Raw genomic sequence first — 15,925 nt, forward strand, 5'->3', positions numbered from 1 at the left:
AAAAGTATTCAGCGACATGAAAAAACAAAGGAACGTTAACTTATTGTTGATGCTGGTGTTACTGGTGGCCGTCGGTCAGATGGCGCAAACCATCTACATTCCGGCGATTGCCGACATGGCGAAGGAACTCAATGTCCGCGAGGGCGCGGTGCAGAGCGTGATGGCGGCGTACCTGCTGACCTACGGCGTCTCTCAGCTCTTCTACGGACCGCTGTCTGACCGCGTCGGGCGTCGCCCGGTGATTCTGGTGGGCATGAGCATTTTCATGGTGGCGACGGTGATTGCCATTAGCACTTCCAGCCTGACGGTGCTGATTGCCGCCAGCGCCCTGCAGGGCGTGGGGACCGGCGTCGGGGGCGTGATGGCGCGAACCCTGCCGCGTGACATGTACCAGGGCACCCAGTTGCGCCACGCCAATAGCCTGTTAAATATGGGCATTCTGGTCAGCCCGCTGATGGCACCGCTGATTGGCGGCCTGCTGGACACCCTGTGGTCCTGGCGCGCCTGCTACGCCTTCCTGCTGGTGCTGTGCGTGATTGTCACCTTCAGCATGGCGCGCTGGATGCCGGAAACGCGCCCGGTGGATGCGCCGCGCACGAAGCTTCTCACCAGCTATAAGACGCTATTCGGTAACGGGGCGTTTACCTGTTATCTGCTGATGCTGATCGGCGGCCTGGCGGGAATTGCGGTGTTCGAAGCCTGTTCCGGCGTGCTGCTGGGCGCAGGGCTTGGCCTCAGCAGTATGGTGGTGAGTATTCTGTTTATTCTGCCAATCCCGGCGGCGTTTTTCGGCGCGTGGTTCGCAGGTCGTCCCAACAAGCGTTTCTCCACGCTGATGTGGCAATCGGTGATCAGCTGCCTGCTGGCGGGCCTGATGATGTGGATCCCGGGGCTGTTTGGCGTGATGACGGTCTGGACGCTGCTGATCCCGGCGGCGCTGTTCTTCTTCGGTGCGGGAATGCTGTTCCCGCTCGCCACCAGCGGCGCGATGGAGCCGTTTCCGTTCCTTGCCGGGACGGCAGGCGCACTGGTAGGCGGTTTGCAGAACATCGGTTCCGGCGCGCTGGCCTGGCTTTCAGCCATGATGCCACAAACCGGCCAGTCTAGTCTGGGCTTGCTGATGACCCTGATGGGGCTGCTGATTTTGCTGTGCTGGCTGCCGCTGGCGTCGCGCGTCCCGCATCACGAGCAGCCGGTTTAACCGCACGATGGCCCGGCTTCTCGCCGGGCTTGTCACAGTCCGGGGCGATCATCACCTGCAGCAACGGCTCAGGCGCGGGTCGCCATGCACCCTCCTCGCCGTCGTAGAACTGAAAATCGGCGTTAACCGCATACGGAATTTTTGCTTTTTGCAGCTCGCAGGCCATGAAGGTCGCGAAAGCCATTTGCGACGCCGTGGGGGTAAACCGGTTCGATTCCCCGACTCCCCAGCCGCCCACCCAGCTCACATGCCCGGTTTTTTGCTGCCAGCGCAGCGCCGTTGCGATACGGTTGTGGATAGCCGCTTTCTCCGCCGCAGTCCCTGACGTCCACGGGTATTTACCGTTATTTTTCAGCGGTCCCCACGGAAAGATGTGCCACTCCGCCAGCAGGTAATTTTGACTGCGGGGCGGCAGCTTCAGGCTGGATAAATCTTCCGGCGCAGCGCGCAGGCGCGGCGCAATGAAGATCATGCGCTGCGGGTCGATGTCGTGGATCGCTTTGATGGTTTTTTCATACACGCGGTTCAACGACGCAAGATTGTGGTTGAGCTTATCGGCAGGTTCGTAAATGAGGTCAAATCCCAGCATGGGCGAGCGTTGGCCAAAATAGTGCGCCACGGCAATCCACCAGTTGATCACCTCTTTCTCGTTATCGGCTTTCGGGTCGTTTTTATATTCATCAGCCTGATAGGCGATAACCGGAATCACGCCGTATTGCTCGCAGGCTTCCACCAGCTTACGCAGGTGGATCAGCCGAGCTTCCGTCGGCTCATCCGCCACGCGAATACGCACATGGCGGATCCCTTTCGCGTGAAAATCGCGGACCACCAGCGGGTCGAACTCGCGGATACCGCGCTCGGTGCGCGCCCAGTCCACGTCGATACCCACGCCAAGCTCTTGCGCATAGCGGGCAGCCGTCAGCGGCGGCTCAGCAGCACAGGCCAGGCCGGAAGCGATTACAAGCGCAGTGGCAATAACAAGCTTTAACACGGTTTACCTTGCGAAAAATCGAAAGCAATAACCTGTATTTAGCACGCTTTTTCACATTTGGTGTAGCCTCAAAACGTAATAATTCTTCACCCTGCCTGCGCTTTCAGCCAGCCGATAAACGCGTCAATTTTCGGCCAATGCCGTTCAGGCAGCGTGGCTATGTAGTAGTGCTGCTGGCACGGCAAGGTCTTATCACCAAAAGGGGCAACCAGTTCTCCGCGCGCGAGGCGTTTTTCAACCAGCCTTTTTCGCCCCATCGCCACCCCCGCATGGTTTAACGCGGCGGTGATGGCTAAATCTGAACGATCGAAGCCCATGCCCGATGAAGGCAGCGCGTTCACGGCAAAACGCTGCGCCCAGAGTTGCCATTCATCCGTGCCGGAATCCTGACTCCAGGCCTGACGGTCGTGCAGGAGCGTGCAGCGGGCGAGATTCTCGGGCTGGCCGAATAACGCGTGCTCGCGGGCATACTCCAGCGAGCAAACGGGTAAAATGTCTTCATCCATCAGGAACGTGTGCGCAAGATGTTTTGGCGGCGAATCGTCGAAATAGAGCGCCAGATCGACGCCGGTTCGCTGCATATCGATGTCGTCGTTGCCGGTCAGAAGGGTGAGTGAAATCGCAGGATAGCGGCGCGTAAAATCGCCGAGCAGGGGCACCAGCCAGCACTGAGCGAGGGATGGCCGTGAGTAGACGGTAAGCGTGCCGCTCAGCGCCTGGTTTTTGATATCCTGAATCTCCTGGTTCAGGGTATCGAGCGACGATTTAAGCGTCCCGTAAAGACGCTTCCCCTCCTGCGTAAGCTCAACCTTACGGTGAGAGCGGACAAACAGCCGGATCCCCAACTCCTCTTCCAGCAAATTGATACGGTGGCTCACCGCGCTGGGGCTAAGCGACAGCTCCGCCGCCGCCAGCGCGAAGGATGCATGTCGCGCCGCGACTTCAAAGGTGTACATTTTTGACAGCTGCCAGCCGTTTAGCTGCGGCTTATCTCCCTCCATCGCCCCTCCCTTTCCTGTTTGGTTCAATCTGGCTCACCTGAAACGCAATTTATATCATTTGTCAGTATGCCCCTTTTTTTGTCCAATGATGAACATGGCCGAATGGAAAGAGACGACGATGAATAACCTCCCTGCCTTAAAGGCACAGTTTCCTCTGATTGAGGATCTGATTGCCCTGAAAGAAACGACCTGGCTCAACCCGCGTACCACCACGCTTGCCGAGGGGCTGCCCTATGTCGGGCTAACCGAAGACGATGTGAATGACGCCCACGCGCGCCTGCAACGTTTTGCGCCTTACCTGGCGAAAGCGTTTCCGGAAACGGCGGCTACCCACGGGTTGATTGAATCGGATCTGGTCGCCATTCCGGCGATGCAAACGCGGCTGGAGAAAGAGGCTGGCGCGGCGATCCCCGGCACGCTGCTGCTGAAAAAAGACAGCCATCTGCCCATTTCCGGCTCCATCAAGGCGCGCGGCGGTATCTATGAAGTGCTGGCCCATGCCGAAACGCTGGCGCTGAACGCCGGGCTACTGAGCGTTGAAGATGATTACAGCATCCTGCTGGAGCCGCGCTTTAAAGACTTCTTCAGTCAGTACAGCATCGCCGTGGGGTCAACCGGCAACCTGGGGATGTCCATCGGCATCATGAGCGCGCGTCTTGGCTTCAGGGTGACGGTGCATATGTCTGCCGACGCCCGCGAGTGGAAAAAAGCCAGGCTGCGCAGCAACGGTGCGATCGTCGTTGAATATGAGCAGGATTACGGCGTAGCGGTGGAGCAAGGCCGTAAGGCGGCGGAGCGTGACCCGAACTGTTTCTTTATCGACGATGAAAACTCCCGCACGCTGTTTCTCGGCTACGCGGTGGCCGGCGGGCGGCTGAAAGCGCAGTTTGCCGCGCAGGGCCGCGTGGTGGATGCGCAACATCCTCTGCACGTTTACCTGCCATGCGGCGTCGGCGGGGGTCCTGGCGGCGTGGCGTTTGGCCTTAAGCTGGCCTTTGGCGATAACGTCCACTGCTACTTCGCCGAGCCGACCCACTCGCCGTGCATGCTGCTGGGCGTCTACACCGGCCTGCACGATGGGATCGCCGTGCAGGATTTGGGGATAGACAACGTCACGGCGGCGGATGGTCTCGCGGTGGGTCGCGCGTCCGGCTTTGTGGGCCGCGCCATGGAGCGCCTGCTCGACGGTTTCTATACCCTCTCGGATCAAAGTATGTACGACATGCTCGGCTGGCTGGCACAGGAAGAGGACATTCGCCTGGAGCCGTCCGCGCTGGCGGGTATGGCCGGGCCGCTACGGTTCAAAGCCGATGCAAGCGTTACCCACCTGGTGTGGGCGACCGGCGGCGGCATGGTGCCGGAAGAGGAGATGGCGAGGTATCTGGCTAAAGGGGAGTAATTATGTCGGGTGGCGGCTACGCCTTACCCGGCCTACAGGTGCAAAATTTGTTGAATGTGGGTTACCGCAAACAGCAGTGACAGTGACAGCACGGCCAGGGCGATCAGGAACTTATCCCGCACCGCCTTCGGTTGCGCAACGTCGTCCTGCGCCACATCCATCAGGTTTCGGCTGCGGGTGTAGCGCCATAAAATCACCGCCACCAGCGCCAGTACCACGATGGAGATCCAGAAAGGCACCCCGGTGCGATGCCAGTTGTGCTTAATCGCCAGGGCGATCAGCGCACCATACCCCAGCAGCGTGCGCAGCCAGGCCAGCGACGTACGCTCGGGCTGCAGGCCGGGGTCGGCTTCGCGACGCGCTTTGCGGCTATCCGCCATAGAACACCAGCCCCATCACCACACCGGCCACTGCCAGCAACACCGCGCTGATGATCAACAGCCCACGCGTATAGGGCAGATCCTGCTTCAGGCGCATCGCCTTTTCGTTACGCAGCCAGCGCAGATAACCGTAAATCGCCAGCACGCCCGCAAACAGACACAGCAGCAGCGCCAGCACTTCGCGGATCAATGGGGTAGCAAAATCGGGAGCCAGCTGGTCGAGGCCGACGCCCGCAGCCAGAAAGCCCAGCGCGGTGCGGATCCACGCTAAATAGGTGCGCTCGTTAGCCAGAGAGAAGCGGTAGTCCGGCGCTTCGCCGAGGCGGGAGATTTTCATGGCGGTTCCTTGTGGTGCATAAGGCAGGCTTCAGCATAGCCTAATGCTGGCACCGTTGTTAGCCTATCCCCCAGAACAGTACCGCCAGGAGTTGCGGAGTAATGATTCGCAGGAACATTACCAGCGGATAGACCGTGGCGTACGACAGCGCCGCCGCGCCGCTGGTGGCGTGGAGGTTATTGGCGAAGGCCAGCGCGGGTGGGTCCGTCATCGATCCTGCGAGCATACCGCAGAGCGTGAGATAGTTCATTTTGGCGAACATTCGCGCCAGTATCCCGACCGTTATCAGCGGAATCGCAGTGATAAAGATGCCGTAACCGATCCAGCTGACGCCTTCGCCCTGAAGCAGGGTATCAACAAAATCTCCGCCAGATTTCAGCCCGACCACCGCGAGGAACAGCACAATGCCCAGCTCGCGCAGCGCCAGGTTAGCGCTCGGCGGCATAAACCAGTACAGCTTGCCGATGCAGCCGATACGCCCGAGGATCAGCGCCATAATCAGCGGCCCGCCGGCCAGCCCGAGCTTCAGGGCCACCGGAAAACCCGGTACATACATGGGGACAGAGCCGAGCAGTACACCAAGCCCGATGCCGATGAACACCGGCAGCATCTGCACCTGCTGGAGTTTTTGCTGGGCGTTGCCCACCATATCCGCCACGGCATCAATCGACGCGGGCCGCCCGACCAGATTGAGGATATCGCCAAACTGCAGGCTGGCGTCCTGGCTGGCAACCAGCTCCACGCCTGCGCGGTTCAGACGCGAGATCACCACGTCATAGCGTTCTTTTACCTGCAAATCGCGGATTTTCTTGCCCAATACCTTCTCGTTCGTGACCACCACGCGCTCGACGCGCAGATCGGTACCCCGGGTAGAAAGTGAGGTCTCTACCTCCTGACCAATCACCAGCCGGGCGTTGTTGAGATCCCCGGGCTGACCAACCAGGTGCAGCAGATCGCCGTGCTGAATAAGCGTGCCGGGCGAGGGAACCATCAGCATGTCGTCACGTTTCAGGCGCGAGCAGATGATGGTGGCGCTGTTCAGAATGGGCACATCCTGAATCGCCATATTGTTCAGGTTGGGGTTTTCAACGCGGATATTGATGGTTTTGATCGGCGCATGGCCGTTGGTCAGGGTGGTTTCATGGTCCTTCGCTTCCTGCTCAACGTTAACGCGGAACAGCACCCGCACCAGCCACATCGAGAGCAGAATGCCGCAAATGCCAAACGGATAGGCCATGGCGTAGCTCATCCCCATCTGATCGACGACATCCGAAGAGATCCCCAGGTCGCGCAGGATTTGCTGGCCAGCCCCGAGCGCGGGCGTGTTGGTCACTGCACCGGAGAAAATGCCGAGCACCACGGGAAGCGGGATCGCGAAAAGTTTATGCAGCACGGCGGTAACCAGCCCACCCATCACCACAATGCCGAAAGCGAACAGGCCCGAGACGCGAAGAGAGGCGAAAAAGCCCGGTCCCACCTGGATACCAATGGTGTAAACGAAGAGGATCAGGCCGAATTCCTGGATAAAATGCAGCATGTCGGCGCTCAGCGCCAGCCCAAACTGGTCGGCAAAGTGGCCGATAAAAATCCCGCCGAACAGCACCCCGCCGATGCCAAAGCCAACGCCGCGAATTTTAATATTGCCTATCCACAGTCCCACCACCGCGACCAGGGCCAACACGCTAACCGTCAACGCGATATCACTCATGATCCACATCCTGTGCATAACCTTAGTTATTTCAGGGATTCTCTCAGAGCCTGGGGCGATTGTATGGGCGATGGCGCACAAAAAAGCCCTGCCGGGGCAGGGCATTATCTTTGCACCCTCTCCCTGTGGGAGAGGGTCGGGGTGAGGGCATCAGCCCGCACACTGTTAGCTGTTCAACGCCGGGCGCGCGCTAATGGCGATGCGCTGAGGCGCAATGGCTTCCGGCACGTTACGGGTGAGATCGATATTCAGCAGCCCGTTAGTGAACGTCGCGCCAGAAACTTCCATATGGTCTGCCAGGGTAAAGCTCAGGCTAAACGGCTGAGTGACAAGCCCCTGATGCAGCCATTTGGTCTCGGTTTCTTGTTTTTCCGGCGTGCCTTTTACGGTCAGACGCGTACCTTCGAGCTGGATGTCCAGGTCTTCCTGACGGAACCCGGCTAACGCCAGCGTGATGCGATAGTGGTTGTCATCGCTTTTTTCGATGTTGTACGGCGGAAAAGTCTGTTGCTCGGTGGTGCTTTGCAGGGCATTCGCCAGTTTGTCAAAACCAATCCACTGACGCAGCAGGGGGGATAAATCATAGTTACGCATACTAAATCTCCTTCTGAGAAGCGAGTTCGGCACAGTCTAATTTTGTGCGCAGTTGTTCCTGCAAATCCTGATGGATTCGCCTATGCTCCCGGTTCGGCAAGCAATTCTGAGTGGGCCGCAGCCGCGACCCGCATGATTAGTTAATTTCGATCCGGCGCGGTTTTTTCTCTTCCGGAATCACACGTTCCAGTTCGATAAACAGCAGTCCGTTGACCAGGTTCGCGCCTTTTACGTGAATGTTCTCGGCCAACTGGAACTTGCGTTCAAAGTTGCGCTCGGCGATACCCTGGTAAAGGTAGGTACGTTCTTTCTGCTCTGCCGTATGGGAGCCTTTCACTACCAGCAGGTTGTCCTGCGCGGTGATCTCCAGCTCGCTTTCTGCGAAACCGGCGACGGCAATGGCAATGCGGTAGTGGTTTTCATCGACCAGCTCAACGTTGTAGGGAGGATAGCCGTTGCTCTGGCTTTGGTTATTTTCTAAATGGTTGAACAGGCGGTCAAAACCAATAGCAGAACGGTATAGCGGAGAAAGATCGAAGTTACGCATACATTAAAACTCCTGAAATCAGCGAGAGATGTAGCCTTCCACCATGGACAGGCTTCTGTGCCCCCGAACACCCCTCAGGCGTGTTCGTTATCGGGTTACATTCTTAAAATGGGTCTGGATACGGGCTTTTCAAGCGTATGCAGACGAGATTTTTTTGCACTTTGCTGGATGTCGCATAGACTGGGACAACAGCACTAAGGGTTAAATTGCGATAGCCGCCACAGAGCCGGGTTGTCGGGCTATTCATTTTGATCAAGGCCCGCTATAACCCTGAGTTACAGGCTCATGCAATGCCATTAACAATGACTGAGTGATGATGAAAAATGTTCTGATTAAGCTGACGACGTTCAGCGGGATTGTTTTACTTTGCGGGTGTTCGAGCGTGATGTCTCACACCGGCGGTAAAGAAGGAACATACCCGGGAACGCGCGCCAGCGCAGCGATGATCTCGGATGACGATACCAACTGGGGCACCAAATCCCTGGCCATTCTGGATATGCCTTTCACGGCCGTGGCGGACACGCTCCTGCTGCCGTGGGATCTGTTCCGCACCGACAGCTCCGTGCGTTCACGCGTTGAAAAAAGCGAGAAGGAAAACCTGGCCACCAACGCCGTTATCCCGCCCGCCAGCCTGTCCGTACAGTAATCGTAATCAGGTTTCCGTTACCCAAAGCTGACGGAAACCGTTCGTTTCTTCCATCCAGGCTATCCAGTGACCGTCCGGGGAAAACACGACAGCATCCGCTGATGGCGGGTTGCCATGATCGGACGTCAGAAACGTCACCGCTCCGGTTTGCGCATCGCAGCACGCTATGCGGTTCTCCAGCACATAGCCCAGTTTTTCCCCCGACGGATGCCAGTTAAAAGCCGATTGAATGCCGCTTTCATGGTGCGTTAGCTGGCGCGGTTCACCGCCTTCCGGCGAGATAAGCCACAGCTGCACAATGCCGTTGTCGTCGCGCATCAAAAAGGCAATCTGCGTGCCCTGCGGATTGCTGCGCACCCAGTGACGCGGCACGTTGACCAGCCCCGGATACGCGTTCTGATGCGTAAAGGTTAAACGGCGCTGCACCACGCCCGCTGGCGGTGCAGGCAGGGTTTCCGGCGTGCCCTGCAAAGGCACCTCGCCAGCAAGTTTCCACCCTTGTTCATCGTTGGGCAGATCGATAACGAACAGTTCGGGCACTTTCTCACCCTTGATGGACAGCGTATCGCCAATAAAGGCCAGCCTGTCGTTACCCACCCAGCCCTCTTCATAGGCGCGGTTGATCTCATCGCTGCCGGGATGCGGCGTTGGCGTGGTGCGGCTGACCAGCACGCTCCAGAAGGCGCCAGCATAGTTACGTGGATGGTTGCCCCGCGGGGTTACCGGGCCAAACGGCGACGCGACGCCGACGTTGCGTAAGTCCCGCTTCGGGTCGCGCTCATGCATGACGTGGTCGTTATAGGTAAAGCTGACCAACTGCCCGTTCGGGCTAAAGACATGCACATGGCTGCCGCCGCGCAGCGCGCCTGCGGTATAGGGCGGAGTGATATCCATAGCATCAAGATTTTCGACCGCACCGTTGCAGGCCACCACCCCCTGACGATGGTGAAAGTCATACTGCCAGTCGGCATCCGGGCGTTGCGGGCCGTGGATAAAGACGTATTTGTCTTGTGCAGGATGAACGGTCACCACGCCGACGTGCGCGCCGTTCGTAGCGCGATAAATCACCTCAACCTCCCCCGTCATGACGTTGACCCGCTCGATGGTTTCGCCGGTGAACGACGCGCCGGACGGGCGCACGTCAAAGGCCAGCCACTGGCTGTCGGGCGTCCAGGTGTTGATATTGGTGAGCTGGTGATGGCGGGAAGCGAAGGTGATTTGTTTCATGGAGATACCCTGATGCGCAGTTATCGCATCAGGGTAAAACATCAGCGGGAATTAGCCTACACGTTTCACATCGCCCACCAGCAGGATGTAAGAAAGCGCGCCGATCAACGCCACGGCGGAGATGTAAACCAGCGCCGGACCAAAACCGTAATCCTGCGCCAGATAGCCGATTACCAGGGGTACGGTGATCCCCCCCAGACCGCCAACGAAGTTGAAGACGCCGCCCGTGAGGCCGATCAGGCGCATCGGTGCCAGCGAGGAGACCAGAGACCAGGTGATGGAGGCAAAACCGTTGCCGAAGAAGGCGATGGCCATCAGGGTCATTATCCACACCGGATCGTTGGTGTAGTTCGCGCCCATGATGCAGGTGGAGATCAGCAGCCCGCAGATGATCGGCGTTTTACGCGCCACGCCCAGCGAGAAGCCCTTTTTCACCAGCCGGTCGGCCAGCCAGCCGGAGAGCAGCACACCGAAGAAGGCCGCGAGGAACGGCACGGTGGTCATAAAGCCCGCCTTCAGTGCGGTGATGCCCTTTTCCTGCGTAAGATAGTTCGGGAACCAGGTCAGGAAGAACCACAGCGTTGAGGTGACGGCAAACTGGCCCAGATACACGCCCACCAGCTTACGGTGGAACACCAGCTTCCAGTCCGCTTTGGTCAGGGGCTGACGCGCCTCTTTTTTCACAGGCGCATCGCCATCCACCAGTCCGCCGCCGTCGCGGATATAGTCCAGCTCGGCTTTGGTGATGCTTTTGGTCAGGCGCGGCGGCTGGTACACCTTGAACCAGATCAGTGACCAGATAATCCCGATACCGCCGGTGACAATAAACACCCAATGCCAGCTCAGCAGCTCCTGGATCCAGATCAGCAGCGGCGTGAGAAACGCCAGGCCGACAAACTGCCCGGAGGTGTAGAACCCAACGGCAGACGCACGTTCATGCTCCGGGAACCAGCTGGTCACCATGCGGTTGTTGGTCGGGAACGCCGGGGCTTCGAAAATCCCGGTGATGGCGCGCAGGCCAATCAGCGACATCAGCCCGGTCGCAAAGCCCTGGAACAGCGTGGCGACGGACCAGCCGAAAATGGCGATAAAGTAGGTCAGACGCGAGCCGACCCGGTCAAGGAACCAGCCGCCGGGGATCTGGCACAGCGTATAGAGCCAGGCAAAGGCCGAGAAGACGTAGCCCATTTCCGCCTTGGTAATACCAAATTCTTCCTGAATATGGGCCGACGCAACGGCCAGGTTGGCGCGGTCGACATAACAAATCACCACGGTAATAAAAATCATCATCAGCGTCAGGTAGCGGCGACGCCCGGTTTTGGTAGCAGTAACTGGAATATCCATCGCAATCTGTCTCCAGATTTTGGGCATAGGGAAGCCGCTCACCATGCCCTGTAGTTTACAGAGGGTTATATTTTTATATGTGCGTTTTTTTGCCCGGTGGCGCTGCGCTTACCGGGCCTACGGGAGAGTAGACCGGATAAGCGTAGCGCCATCCGGCGATTTACCACTCGGCGACGGAACCGTCTTCATGCCGCCATAACGGGTTACGCCAGTCCGGCGCATGTTTACTCAGCTCAATGACTTTGGCTTCGTCGATCTCCACGCCAAGGCCCGGCTTCGTTAACGGTTTAAAGAACCCGCCTTCCATGCAGAAGTCTTCTTTGTTCTTCACAAAATCGAGCAGTTCCGCACCCTTGTTGTAATGAATGCCCATGCTCTGTTCCTGGAACACGGCGTTACGGGAGACAAAATCGACGTGCAGACAGGCCGCCAGCGCGACAGGCCCGAGCGGGCAGTGCGGGGCCAGCGCCACGTCGTAGGCTTCTGCCATACCGGCAATTTTGTAGCATTCGGTGATACCACCCGCATGAGAGAGGTCCGGCTGCAGGATCGCGATTCCGCCCGCTTCCAGCACGCGTTTAAACTCGAAGCGTGAGAACATCCGTTCGCCCGCCGCAATCGGAATGTGCGTCTGTTCCGCCAGCTTCGGATAGTATTCGGCCTGCTCGGCCAGCACCGGCTCTTCGATAAACAGCGGACGGTACGGCTCCAGCTCTTTGATCAGCACTTTCGCCATCGGCGCGCTGACGCGGCCATGGAAGTCCAGCCCAAACTCAATGTCATTGCCGAAGGCTTCACGGATCTGCGCCACGGTGTTCACCGCCCGGTCTACCGCACGTGAATTGTCGATCACCCCCATCTCTTCACAGCCGTTGAGCTTGAAGGTGTCAAAACCAATGCTGCGCAGTTGCTTGATACCGTCGATCACTTCCGCAGGACGGTCGCCGCCTACCCAGCTGTAGGCTTTAATTTTGTCGCGAACCAGGCCGCCCATCAGCTGCCAGACCGGGGCGTTCAGCACTTTTCCTTTGATATCCCACAGCGCCTGGTCGATACCGGCGATAGCACTCATCAGAATGGGGCCGCCGCGGTAGAAGCCCGCGCGATACATTACCTGCCACAGGTCGTTAATGCGCGCCGGATCCTGACCAATCAGGTATTCACCCAGCTCGTGCACGGCAGCTTCCACGGTGCGAGCGCGACCCTCAATCACCGGCTCGCCCCAGCCAACAACCCCTTCGTCGGTTTCGATTTTCAGGAACATCCAACGCGGCGGTAAACGGTACGTGGTGAGTTTGGTTATTTTCATTTCACTGCCTCTCGATACGCTTTCACAAATGCTGCTGCCTGCTGTGCGGTGCGCTCTACGCTCTGTCCGGCGCGATAAAGATCGCTACCCAGCCCGGCGCCTGCACAGCCAGCCTTTATCCACTGCGCCAGGTTTTCTGGCGTCACGCCGCCTACGGCCAGGACCGGTACGCTTGCGGGTAAGACCGCTTTCAGCGCTTTGATGTACTCCGGGCCAAAGGCCGATGACGGGAAAATTTTCAGCGCCTGCGCGCCCGCATCGAGAGCGGTAAAGGCTTCGGTTGCCGTTGCACATCCCGGGCAGACGGTCATGCCGTAGCCCACCGCGCGGCGGATCACCTCTGGGTTGATGTTGGGCGTGACGATAAGTTTGCAGCCCATTTTCGCCAGCCTGTCGACCTGCTCCGGCTGTAACACCGTGCCTGCGCCAATCAGCGCCTTATCACCAAACGCATCGACGACGGCCGGGATGCTTTTTTCCCAATCCGGGGAGTTGAGCGGGATTTCCACCGCGTCGAACCCGGCGTCAATCACCGCGCCTACGTGCGCCAGCGCCTCGTCGGGGGTGATGCCGCGCAATATCGCGATAAGGGGAAGGTTAGTTTTCCACTGCATGAGCGATGCTCCTTATTCCAGCCTGAAATGCCGTGTCGCCCTCTACCGCCGCCACGTCCCGACCCATGGCGTGAAACGCCTGGCGATACCGTGAGGTCAGCGATGAGCCTGCGACGAGAGTAATGGCCTGCTGCCCGGCGAAGCGTTCACTCAGGCTGGCGACTTCGGCGCCAATCAGCAGGCCGGACAGAAACTCGCTGACCTGCTCGCGCGGGAGTTGTCCCAGCACGTGCGAGGCGCGAACCTCAAAAAGCTGCGGCAAAACGGCAGGAGAAGCGATCCCGCGCTCAAGCCCGGCGGCAAACGCCTCCGGCGACGGGGCTTGCTCCGGCAATCCCGCACCTACCAGCGAATTCTTAAGCAGCAAATGGTGTAATTCGCCGGTCATCACGGTGCGAAAATCGTGGATTGTGTCGGTATCGGCCTGCACCCACTTGCAGTGGGTACCGGGCATGACGTAGACAGAAGAAGGAGAAAGCGTGCGTGCGCCGAGCAGCTGCGTCTCTTCACCGCGCATAACGTTGTGGTTATCGTCGCGAGAGACGCACAAGCCGGGAATAATCCAGATATTGTCGCCAACGGACGTTAACTGCTCGCCAATGGATGAGAACGGGGCAGGCACCGGCAGATAGGGCGCAACCTTCCAGCCCACATTGCTGCCCACCATGCCTGCCATCACCACCGGCGTGGCGCCGTCGCGCCAGTTTTGTGTCACCTCTGCCAGCACCGCCTCGGGGGATTTACCATTCAGACGCGTAACGCCTGCTTCTGATTGCCTGCTCTCCAGGCACTGCTCGCCCTGGTACAGCCAGGCGCGCAGATTGGTCGATCCCCAGTCAATGGCGATGTAGCGAGATGTCATGTGATTTCCTTTAACCTTCGTGTCGAGCTGGCGATCATCGTGAGCGCCGCCTGCTCTGCCGCATCGCCGTCCTGATGCCGTATCGCATCGAACAGCGCTTTATGTTCCTGGAGCGTTTTCGGCATGTTGGCCTCATCACCCATCCAGGTACGTTCAAATACCGCACGCTGTAGCGAGCTGATTGCCACGCTAAGCTGCTGCAGCACCGGGTTATGCACCGACTGGAGCACCGCCTCGTGGTAGCGAATATCCGCTTCGTTGAAGGCGTCCCGGTTCTGGTTGTTGGCGATCATGTCGTTCAGGGCCGACTCAATCTGCGCCAGGTCGCCTGACGTGGCGCGTTCCGCCGCCCAGCGGGCTATCGCCGGTTCCACGAGGTTTCGTACCTCGCTCATCGCGCCGATAAGCCGCGGGTCGTAGTCGTTTTCCAGCACCCACTGCAGAACATCGGTATCGAGGTAGTTCCACTGATTGCGCGGAGCAACAAACGCGCCGCGATAACGCTTCATTTCAATCAGCCGTTTCGCCATCAGCGAACGGAACACTTCCCGGATGATGTTGCGCGAGGTTTCAAACTCCTCACACAGTTCCGCCTCGGCGGGCAGCGGTGAACCTGGAACATATTTGCCGCCCACAATCTGGGTGCCCAGCGTGATAACAATGCGATCGGTTTTATTGAGAGTCATGGAGAGTCCTTATGCTCTTTGTGTCCATCCCTACTTTACCGCGACCGCTGAATTTCGCCTCACTTTTGCAGTACAAACGTGATGCTGTTCGTCATGCCTGTAGCCGTAATGTAGTACAATCATTAAATGTTGTACTACAATCCAGATCACAAAAAGAACAATTCAATAAATTGAAGGCAAAAAAAAGCCCCGGTTGATAACCAGGGCCGATGTGTTTAACAAAGCTTAGTTCAGGACAAATTTCTCGATCGCGTAGGCAACGCCGTCTTCCAGGTTGGATTTGGTCACGAAGTTGGCCACTTCTTTCACCGATGGGATCGCGTTATCCATCGCCACCCCCATGCCCGCGTATTCGATCATCGCGATATCGTTTTCCTGATCGCCCAGGGACATGATCTCTTCAGGCTTGATGCCCAGCGCATCGGCCAGCGATTTCACGCCAGTGCCCTTATTGACGCGTTTATCGAGGATTTCGAGGAAGTACGGCGCGCTTTTCAGCACGGTGTATTTCTCTTTGACCTCCGCCGGGATGCGTGCGATGGCTTTATCAAGAATCGCGGGCTCATCAATCATCATGACCTTCAGGAACTGCGTGGCCGGGTCCATGTTCTCTGCTTCGCAGAACACCAGTGGAATGGTGGCGACATAGGATTCATGCACGGTGTAGTAGCTGATATCGCGGTTGGCGGTATACAGCGTATTGCGATCGAGTGCGTGGAAGTGTGAACCCACTTCGCGGGAGAGCTTTTCCAGGAACCGGTAATCATCATAGCTCAGCGCGGTTTGCGCCACCGTGCTGCCATCGGCCGCTTTCTGCACCAGCGCACCGTTATAGGTGATGCAGTAATCGCCCGGCTGGTTCATATGCAGTTCTTTCAGGTAGCTGTGCACACCCGCATATGGCCGGCCAGTGGTCAGTACCACGTTCACGCCTTTTGCGCGCGCGGCAGCAATCGCGTTTTTAACGGCTGGAGAGATAGTGTGGTCTGGCAGCAGCAGCGTGCCGTCCATATCAATTGCAATGAGTTTGATGGCCATGAGATCCCCAGATTGAATGAGTCTGCACTCATGCTAACGCG

17 protein-coding genes and 1 other annotated feature are annotated in these 15,925 nt (G+C 58.3%); of the genes, 3 read left to right on the top strand and 14 right to left on the bottom strand.

Annotated features, from left to right (window positions below; translation table 11 throughout):
• The first annotated feature begins 16 nt into the window (after window positions 1-16).
• Window positions 17-1,201 carry a multidrug efflux MFS transporter EmrD gene (emrD, locus tag ACWKX3_RS14745; protein WP_006177615.1) on the top strand — a complete coding sequence of 395 codons (1,185 nt, stop codon included), beginning with the start codon at window positions 17-19 and terminating at the stop codon, window positions 1,199-1,201.
• On the opposite strand, the gene ACWKX3_RS14750 is transcribed toward emrD, so the two are convergent.
• Window positions 1,104-2,192 (bottom strand): glycoside hydrolase family 5 protein, encoded by a 1,089-nt coding sequence (locus ACWKX3_RS14750; RefSeq protein WP_101736725.1) that lies wholly within the window; start codon window positions 2,190-2,192, stop codon window positions 1,104-1,106. The genes emrD and ACWKX3_RS14750 overlap by 98 nt on opposite strands.
• An 86-nt stretch (window positions 2,193-2,278) precedes the next feature.
• Window positions 2,279-3,193, bottom strand: a complete 915-nt coding sequence (gene dsdC, locus ACWKX3_RS14755) for a DNA-binding transcriptional regulator DsdC (RefSeq protein WP_400445760.1) — start codon at window positions 3,191-3,193, stop codon at window positions 2,279-2,281.
• A gap of 118 nt (window positions 3,194-3,311) precedes the next feature.
• Between dsdC and dsdA the strand changes: the two genes are divergently transcribed.
• Complete coding sequence (dsdA, locus tag ACWKX3_RS14760; RefSeq protein WP_454542020.1) at window positions 3,312-4,592, top strand: D-serine ammonia-lyase; 1,281 nt, start codon at window positions 3,312-3,314, stop codon at window positions 4,590-4,592.
• Window positions 4,593-4,624: 32 nt separating this feature from the next.
• Here the strand turns inward: dsdA and ACWKX3_RS14765 are convergent, their stop codons facing one another.
• The 5 genes from ACWKX3_RS14765 to ibpA all read right to left on the bottom strand — a co-directional run bounded on the left by ACWKX3_RS14765 (window position 4,625) and on the right by ibpA (window position 8,158).
• Window positions 4,625-4,972 (bottom strand): DUF202 domain-containing protein, encoded by a 348-nt coding sequence (locus ACWKX3_RS14765; protein WP_006177610.1) that lies wholly within the window; start codon window positions 4,970-4,972, stop codon window positions 4,625-4,627.
• On the bottom strand, window positions 4,962-5,309 hold the full coding sequence (locus ACWKX3_RS14770) for a YidH family protein (RefSeq protein WP_006177608.1): 348 nt from the start codon (window positions 5,307-5,309) through the stop codon (window positions 4,962-4,964). Before ACWKX3_RS14770 ends, ACWKX3_RS14765 begins: the two co-directional genes overlap by 11 nt.
• A gap of 58 nt (window positions 5,310-5,367) precedes the next feature.
• On the bottom strand, window positions 5,368-7,017 hold the full coding sequence (locus ACWKX3_RS14775; protein ID WP_454542021.1) for a putative transporter: 1,650 nt from the start codon (window positions 7,015-7,017) through the stop codon (window positions 5,368-5,370).
• Window positions 7,018-7,182: 165 nt separating this feature from the next.
• Complete coding sequence (gene ibpB, locus ACWKX3_RS14780; protein WP_006177606.1) at window positions 7,183-7,611, bottom strand: small heat shock chaperone IbpB; 429 nt, start codon at window positions 7,609-7,611, stop codon at window positions 7,183-7,185.
• Between the two features lie 136 nt (window positions 7,612-7,747).
• Window positions 7,748-8,158, bottom strand: coding sequence for a small heat shock chaperone IbpA (gene ibpA, locus ACWKX3_RS14785; protein WP_006177605.1), 411 nt, complete (start codon window positions 8,156-8,158; stop codon window positions 7,748-7,750).
• Window positions 8,152-8,224, bottom strand: a sequence feature (ROSE (Repression Of Heat Shock gene Expression) occurs in the 5'-region of heat shock genes and acts as an RNA thermometer to modulate expression.). (Overlaps the previous gene by 7 nt.)
• Before the next feature lie 247 nt (window positions 8,225-8,471).
• Between ibpA and ACWKX3_RS14790 the strand changes: the two genes are divergently transcribed.
• On the top strand, window positions 8,472-8,804 hold the full coding sequence (locus ACWKX3_RS14790) for a YceK/YidQ family lipoprotein (RefSeq protein ID WP_006177604.1): 333 nt from the start codon (window positions 8,472-8,474) through the stop codon (window positions 8,802-8,804).
• 6 nt (window positions 8,805-8,810) lie between these two features.
• Here the strand turns inward: ACWKX3_RS14790 and ACWKX3_RS14795 are convergent, their stop codons facing one another.
• From ACWKX3_RS14795 to yidA, 7 genes are all read right to left on the bottom strand, one after another.
• Window positions 8,811-10,031: a DUF3748 domain-containing protein gene (locus ACWKX3_RS14795; protein WP_454542022.1), complete on the bottom strand. Its 1,221-nt coding sequence runs from the start codon at window positions 10,029-10,031 to the stop codon at window positions 8,811-8,813.
• A 51-nt stretch (window positions 10,032-10,082) separates the two neighbouring features.
• Window positions 10,083-11,420, bottom strand: a complete 1,338-nt coding sequence (locus tag ACWKX3_RS14800) for an MFS transporter (RefSeq protein WP_220710867.1) — start codon at window positions 11,418-11,420, stop codon at window positions 10,083-10,085.
• A gap of 115 nt (window positions 11,421-11,535) precedes the next feature.
• Window positions 11,536-12,684, bottom strand: a complete 1,149-nt coding sequence (gene dgoD, locus ACWKX3_RS14805; RefSeq protein ID WP_006177597.1) for a galactonate dehydratase — start codon at window positions 12,682-12,684, stop codon at window positions 11,536-11,538.
• Complete coding sequence (locus tag ACWKX3_RS14810; RefSeq protein ID WP_454542023.1) at window positions 12,681-13,298, bottom strand: 2-dehydro-3-deoxy-6-phosphogalactonate aldolase; 618 nt, start codon at window positions 13,296-13,298, stop codon at window positions 12,681-12,683. The genes dgoD and ACWKX3_RS14810 overlap by 4 nt, the downstream gene beginning before the upstream one ends.
• Window positions 13,282-14,160, bottom strand: a complete 879-nt coding sequence (locus tag ACWKX3_RS14815) for a 2-dehydro-3-deoxygalactonokinase (protein ID WP_454542024.1) — start codon at window positions 14,158-14,160, stop codon at window positions 13,282-13,284. The genes ACWKX3_RS14810 and ACWKX3_RS14815 overlap by 17 nt, the downstream gene beginning before the upstream one ends.
• Entirely contained in the window at window positions 14,157-14,846 is a 690-nt protein-coding gene (gene dgoR / locus ACWKX3_RS14820; RefSeq protein ID WP_006177594.1) for a D-galactonate utilization transcriptional regulator DgoR, read from the bottom strand. The genes ACWKX3_RS14815 and dgoR overlap by 4 nt, the downstream gene beginning before the upstream one ends.
• 225 nt (window positions 14,847-15,071) lie before the next feature.
• Complete coding sequence (gene yidA, locus ACWKX3_RS14825) at window positions 15,072-15,884, bottom strand: sugar-phosphatase (protein WP_006177593.1); 813 nt, start codon at window positions 15,882-15,884, stop codon at window positions 15,072-15,074.
• Window positions 15,885-15,925: the final 41 nt, after the last annotated feature.

It is taken from the genome of Enterobacter sp. UPMP2052 (assembly GCF_053709675.1).

Bases quoted from the DNA above. Each gene is read 5' to 3' on its own strand.
- emrD (WP_006177615.1), top strand. From the start codon at position 17: ATGAAAAAACAAAGGAACGTTAACTTATTGTTGATGCTGGTGTTACTG.
- dsdC (WP_400445760.1), bottom strand. From the start codon at position 3,193: ATGGAGGGAGATAAGCCGCAGCTAAACGGCTGGCAGCTGTCAAAAATG.
- dsdA (WP_454542020.1), top strand. From the start codon at position 3,312: ATGAATAACCTCCCTGCCTTAAAGGCACAGTTTCCTCTGATTGAGGAT.
- ACWKX3_RS14765 (WP_006177610.1), bottom strand. From the start codon at position 4,972: ATGGCGGATAGCCGCAAAGCGCGTCGCGAAGCCGACCCCGGCCTGCAG.
- ACWKX3_RS14770 (WP_006177608.1), bottom strand. From the start codon at position 5,309: ATGAAAATCTCCCGCCTCGGCGAAGCGCCGGACTACCGCTTCTCTCTG.
- ACWKX3_RS14775 (WP_454542021.1), bottom strand. From the start codon at position 7,017: ATGAGTGATATCGCGTTGACGGTTAGCGTGTTGGCCCTGGTCGCGGTG.
- ibpB (WP_006177606.1), bottom strand. From the start codon at position 7,611: ATGCGTAACTATGATTTATCCCCCCTGCTGCGTCAGTGGATTGGTTTT.
- ibpA (WP_006177605.1), bottom strand. From the start codon at position 8,158: ATGCGTAACTTCGATCTTTCTCCGCTATACCGTTCTGCTATTGGTTTT.
- ACWKX3_RS14790 (WP_006177604.1), top strand. From the start codon at position 8,472: ATGATGAAAAATGTTCTGATTAAGCTGACGACGTTCAGCGGGATTGTT.
- ACWKX3_RS14795 (WP_454542022.1), bottom strand. From the start codon at position 10,031: ATGAAACAAATCACCTTCGCTTCCCGCCATCACCAGCTCACCAATATC.
- ACWKX3_RS14800 (WP_220710867.1), bottom strand. From the start codon at position 11,420: ATGGTGAGCGGCTTCCCTATGCCCAAAATCTGGAGACAGATTGCGATG.
- dgoD (WP_006177597.1), bottom strand. From the start codon at position 12,684: ATGAAAATAACCAAACTCACCACGTACCGTTTACCGCCGCGTTGGATG.
- ACWKX3_RS14810 (WP_454542023.1), bottom strand. From the start codon at position 13,298: ATGCAGTGGAAAACTAACCTTCCCCTTATCGCGATATTGCGCGGCATC.
- ACWKX3_RS14815 (WP_454542024.1), bottom strand. From the start codon at position 14,160: ATGACATCTCGCTACATCGCCATTGACTGGGGATCGACCAATCTGCGC.
- dgoR (WP_006177594.1), bottom strand. From the start codon at position 14,846: ATGACTCTCAATAAAACCGATCGCATTGTTATCACGCTGGGCACCCAG.
- yidA (WP_006177593.1), bottom strand. From the start codon at position 15,884: ATGGCCATCAAACTCATTGCAATTGATATGGACGGCACGCTGCTGCTG.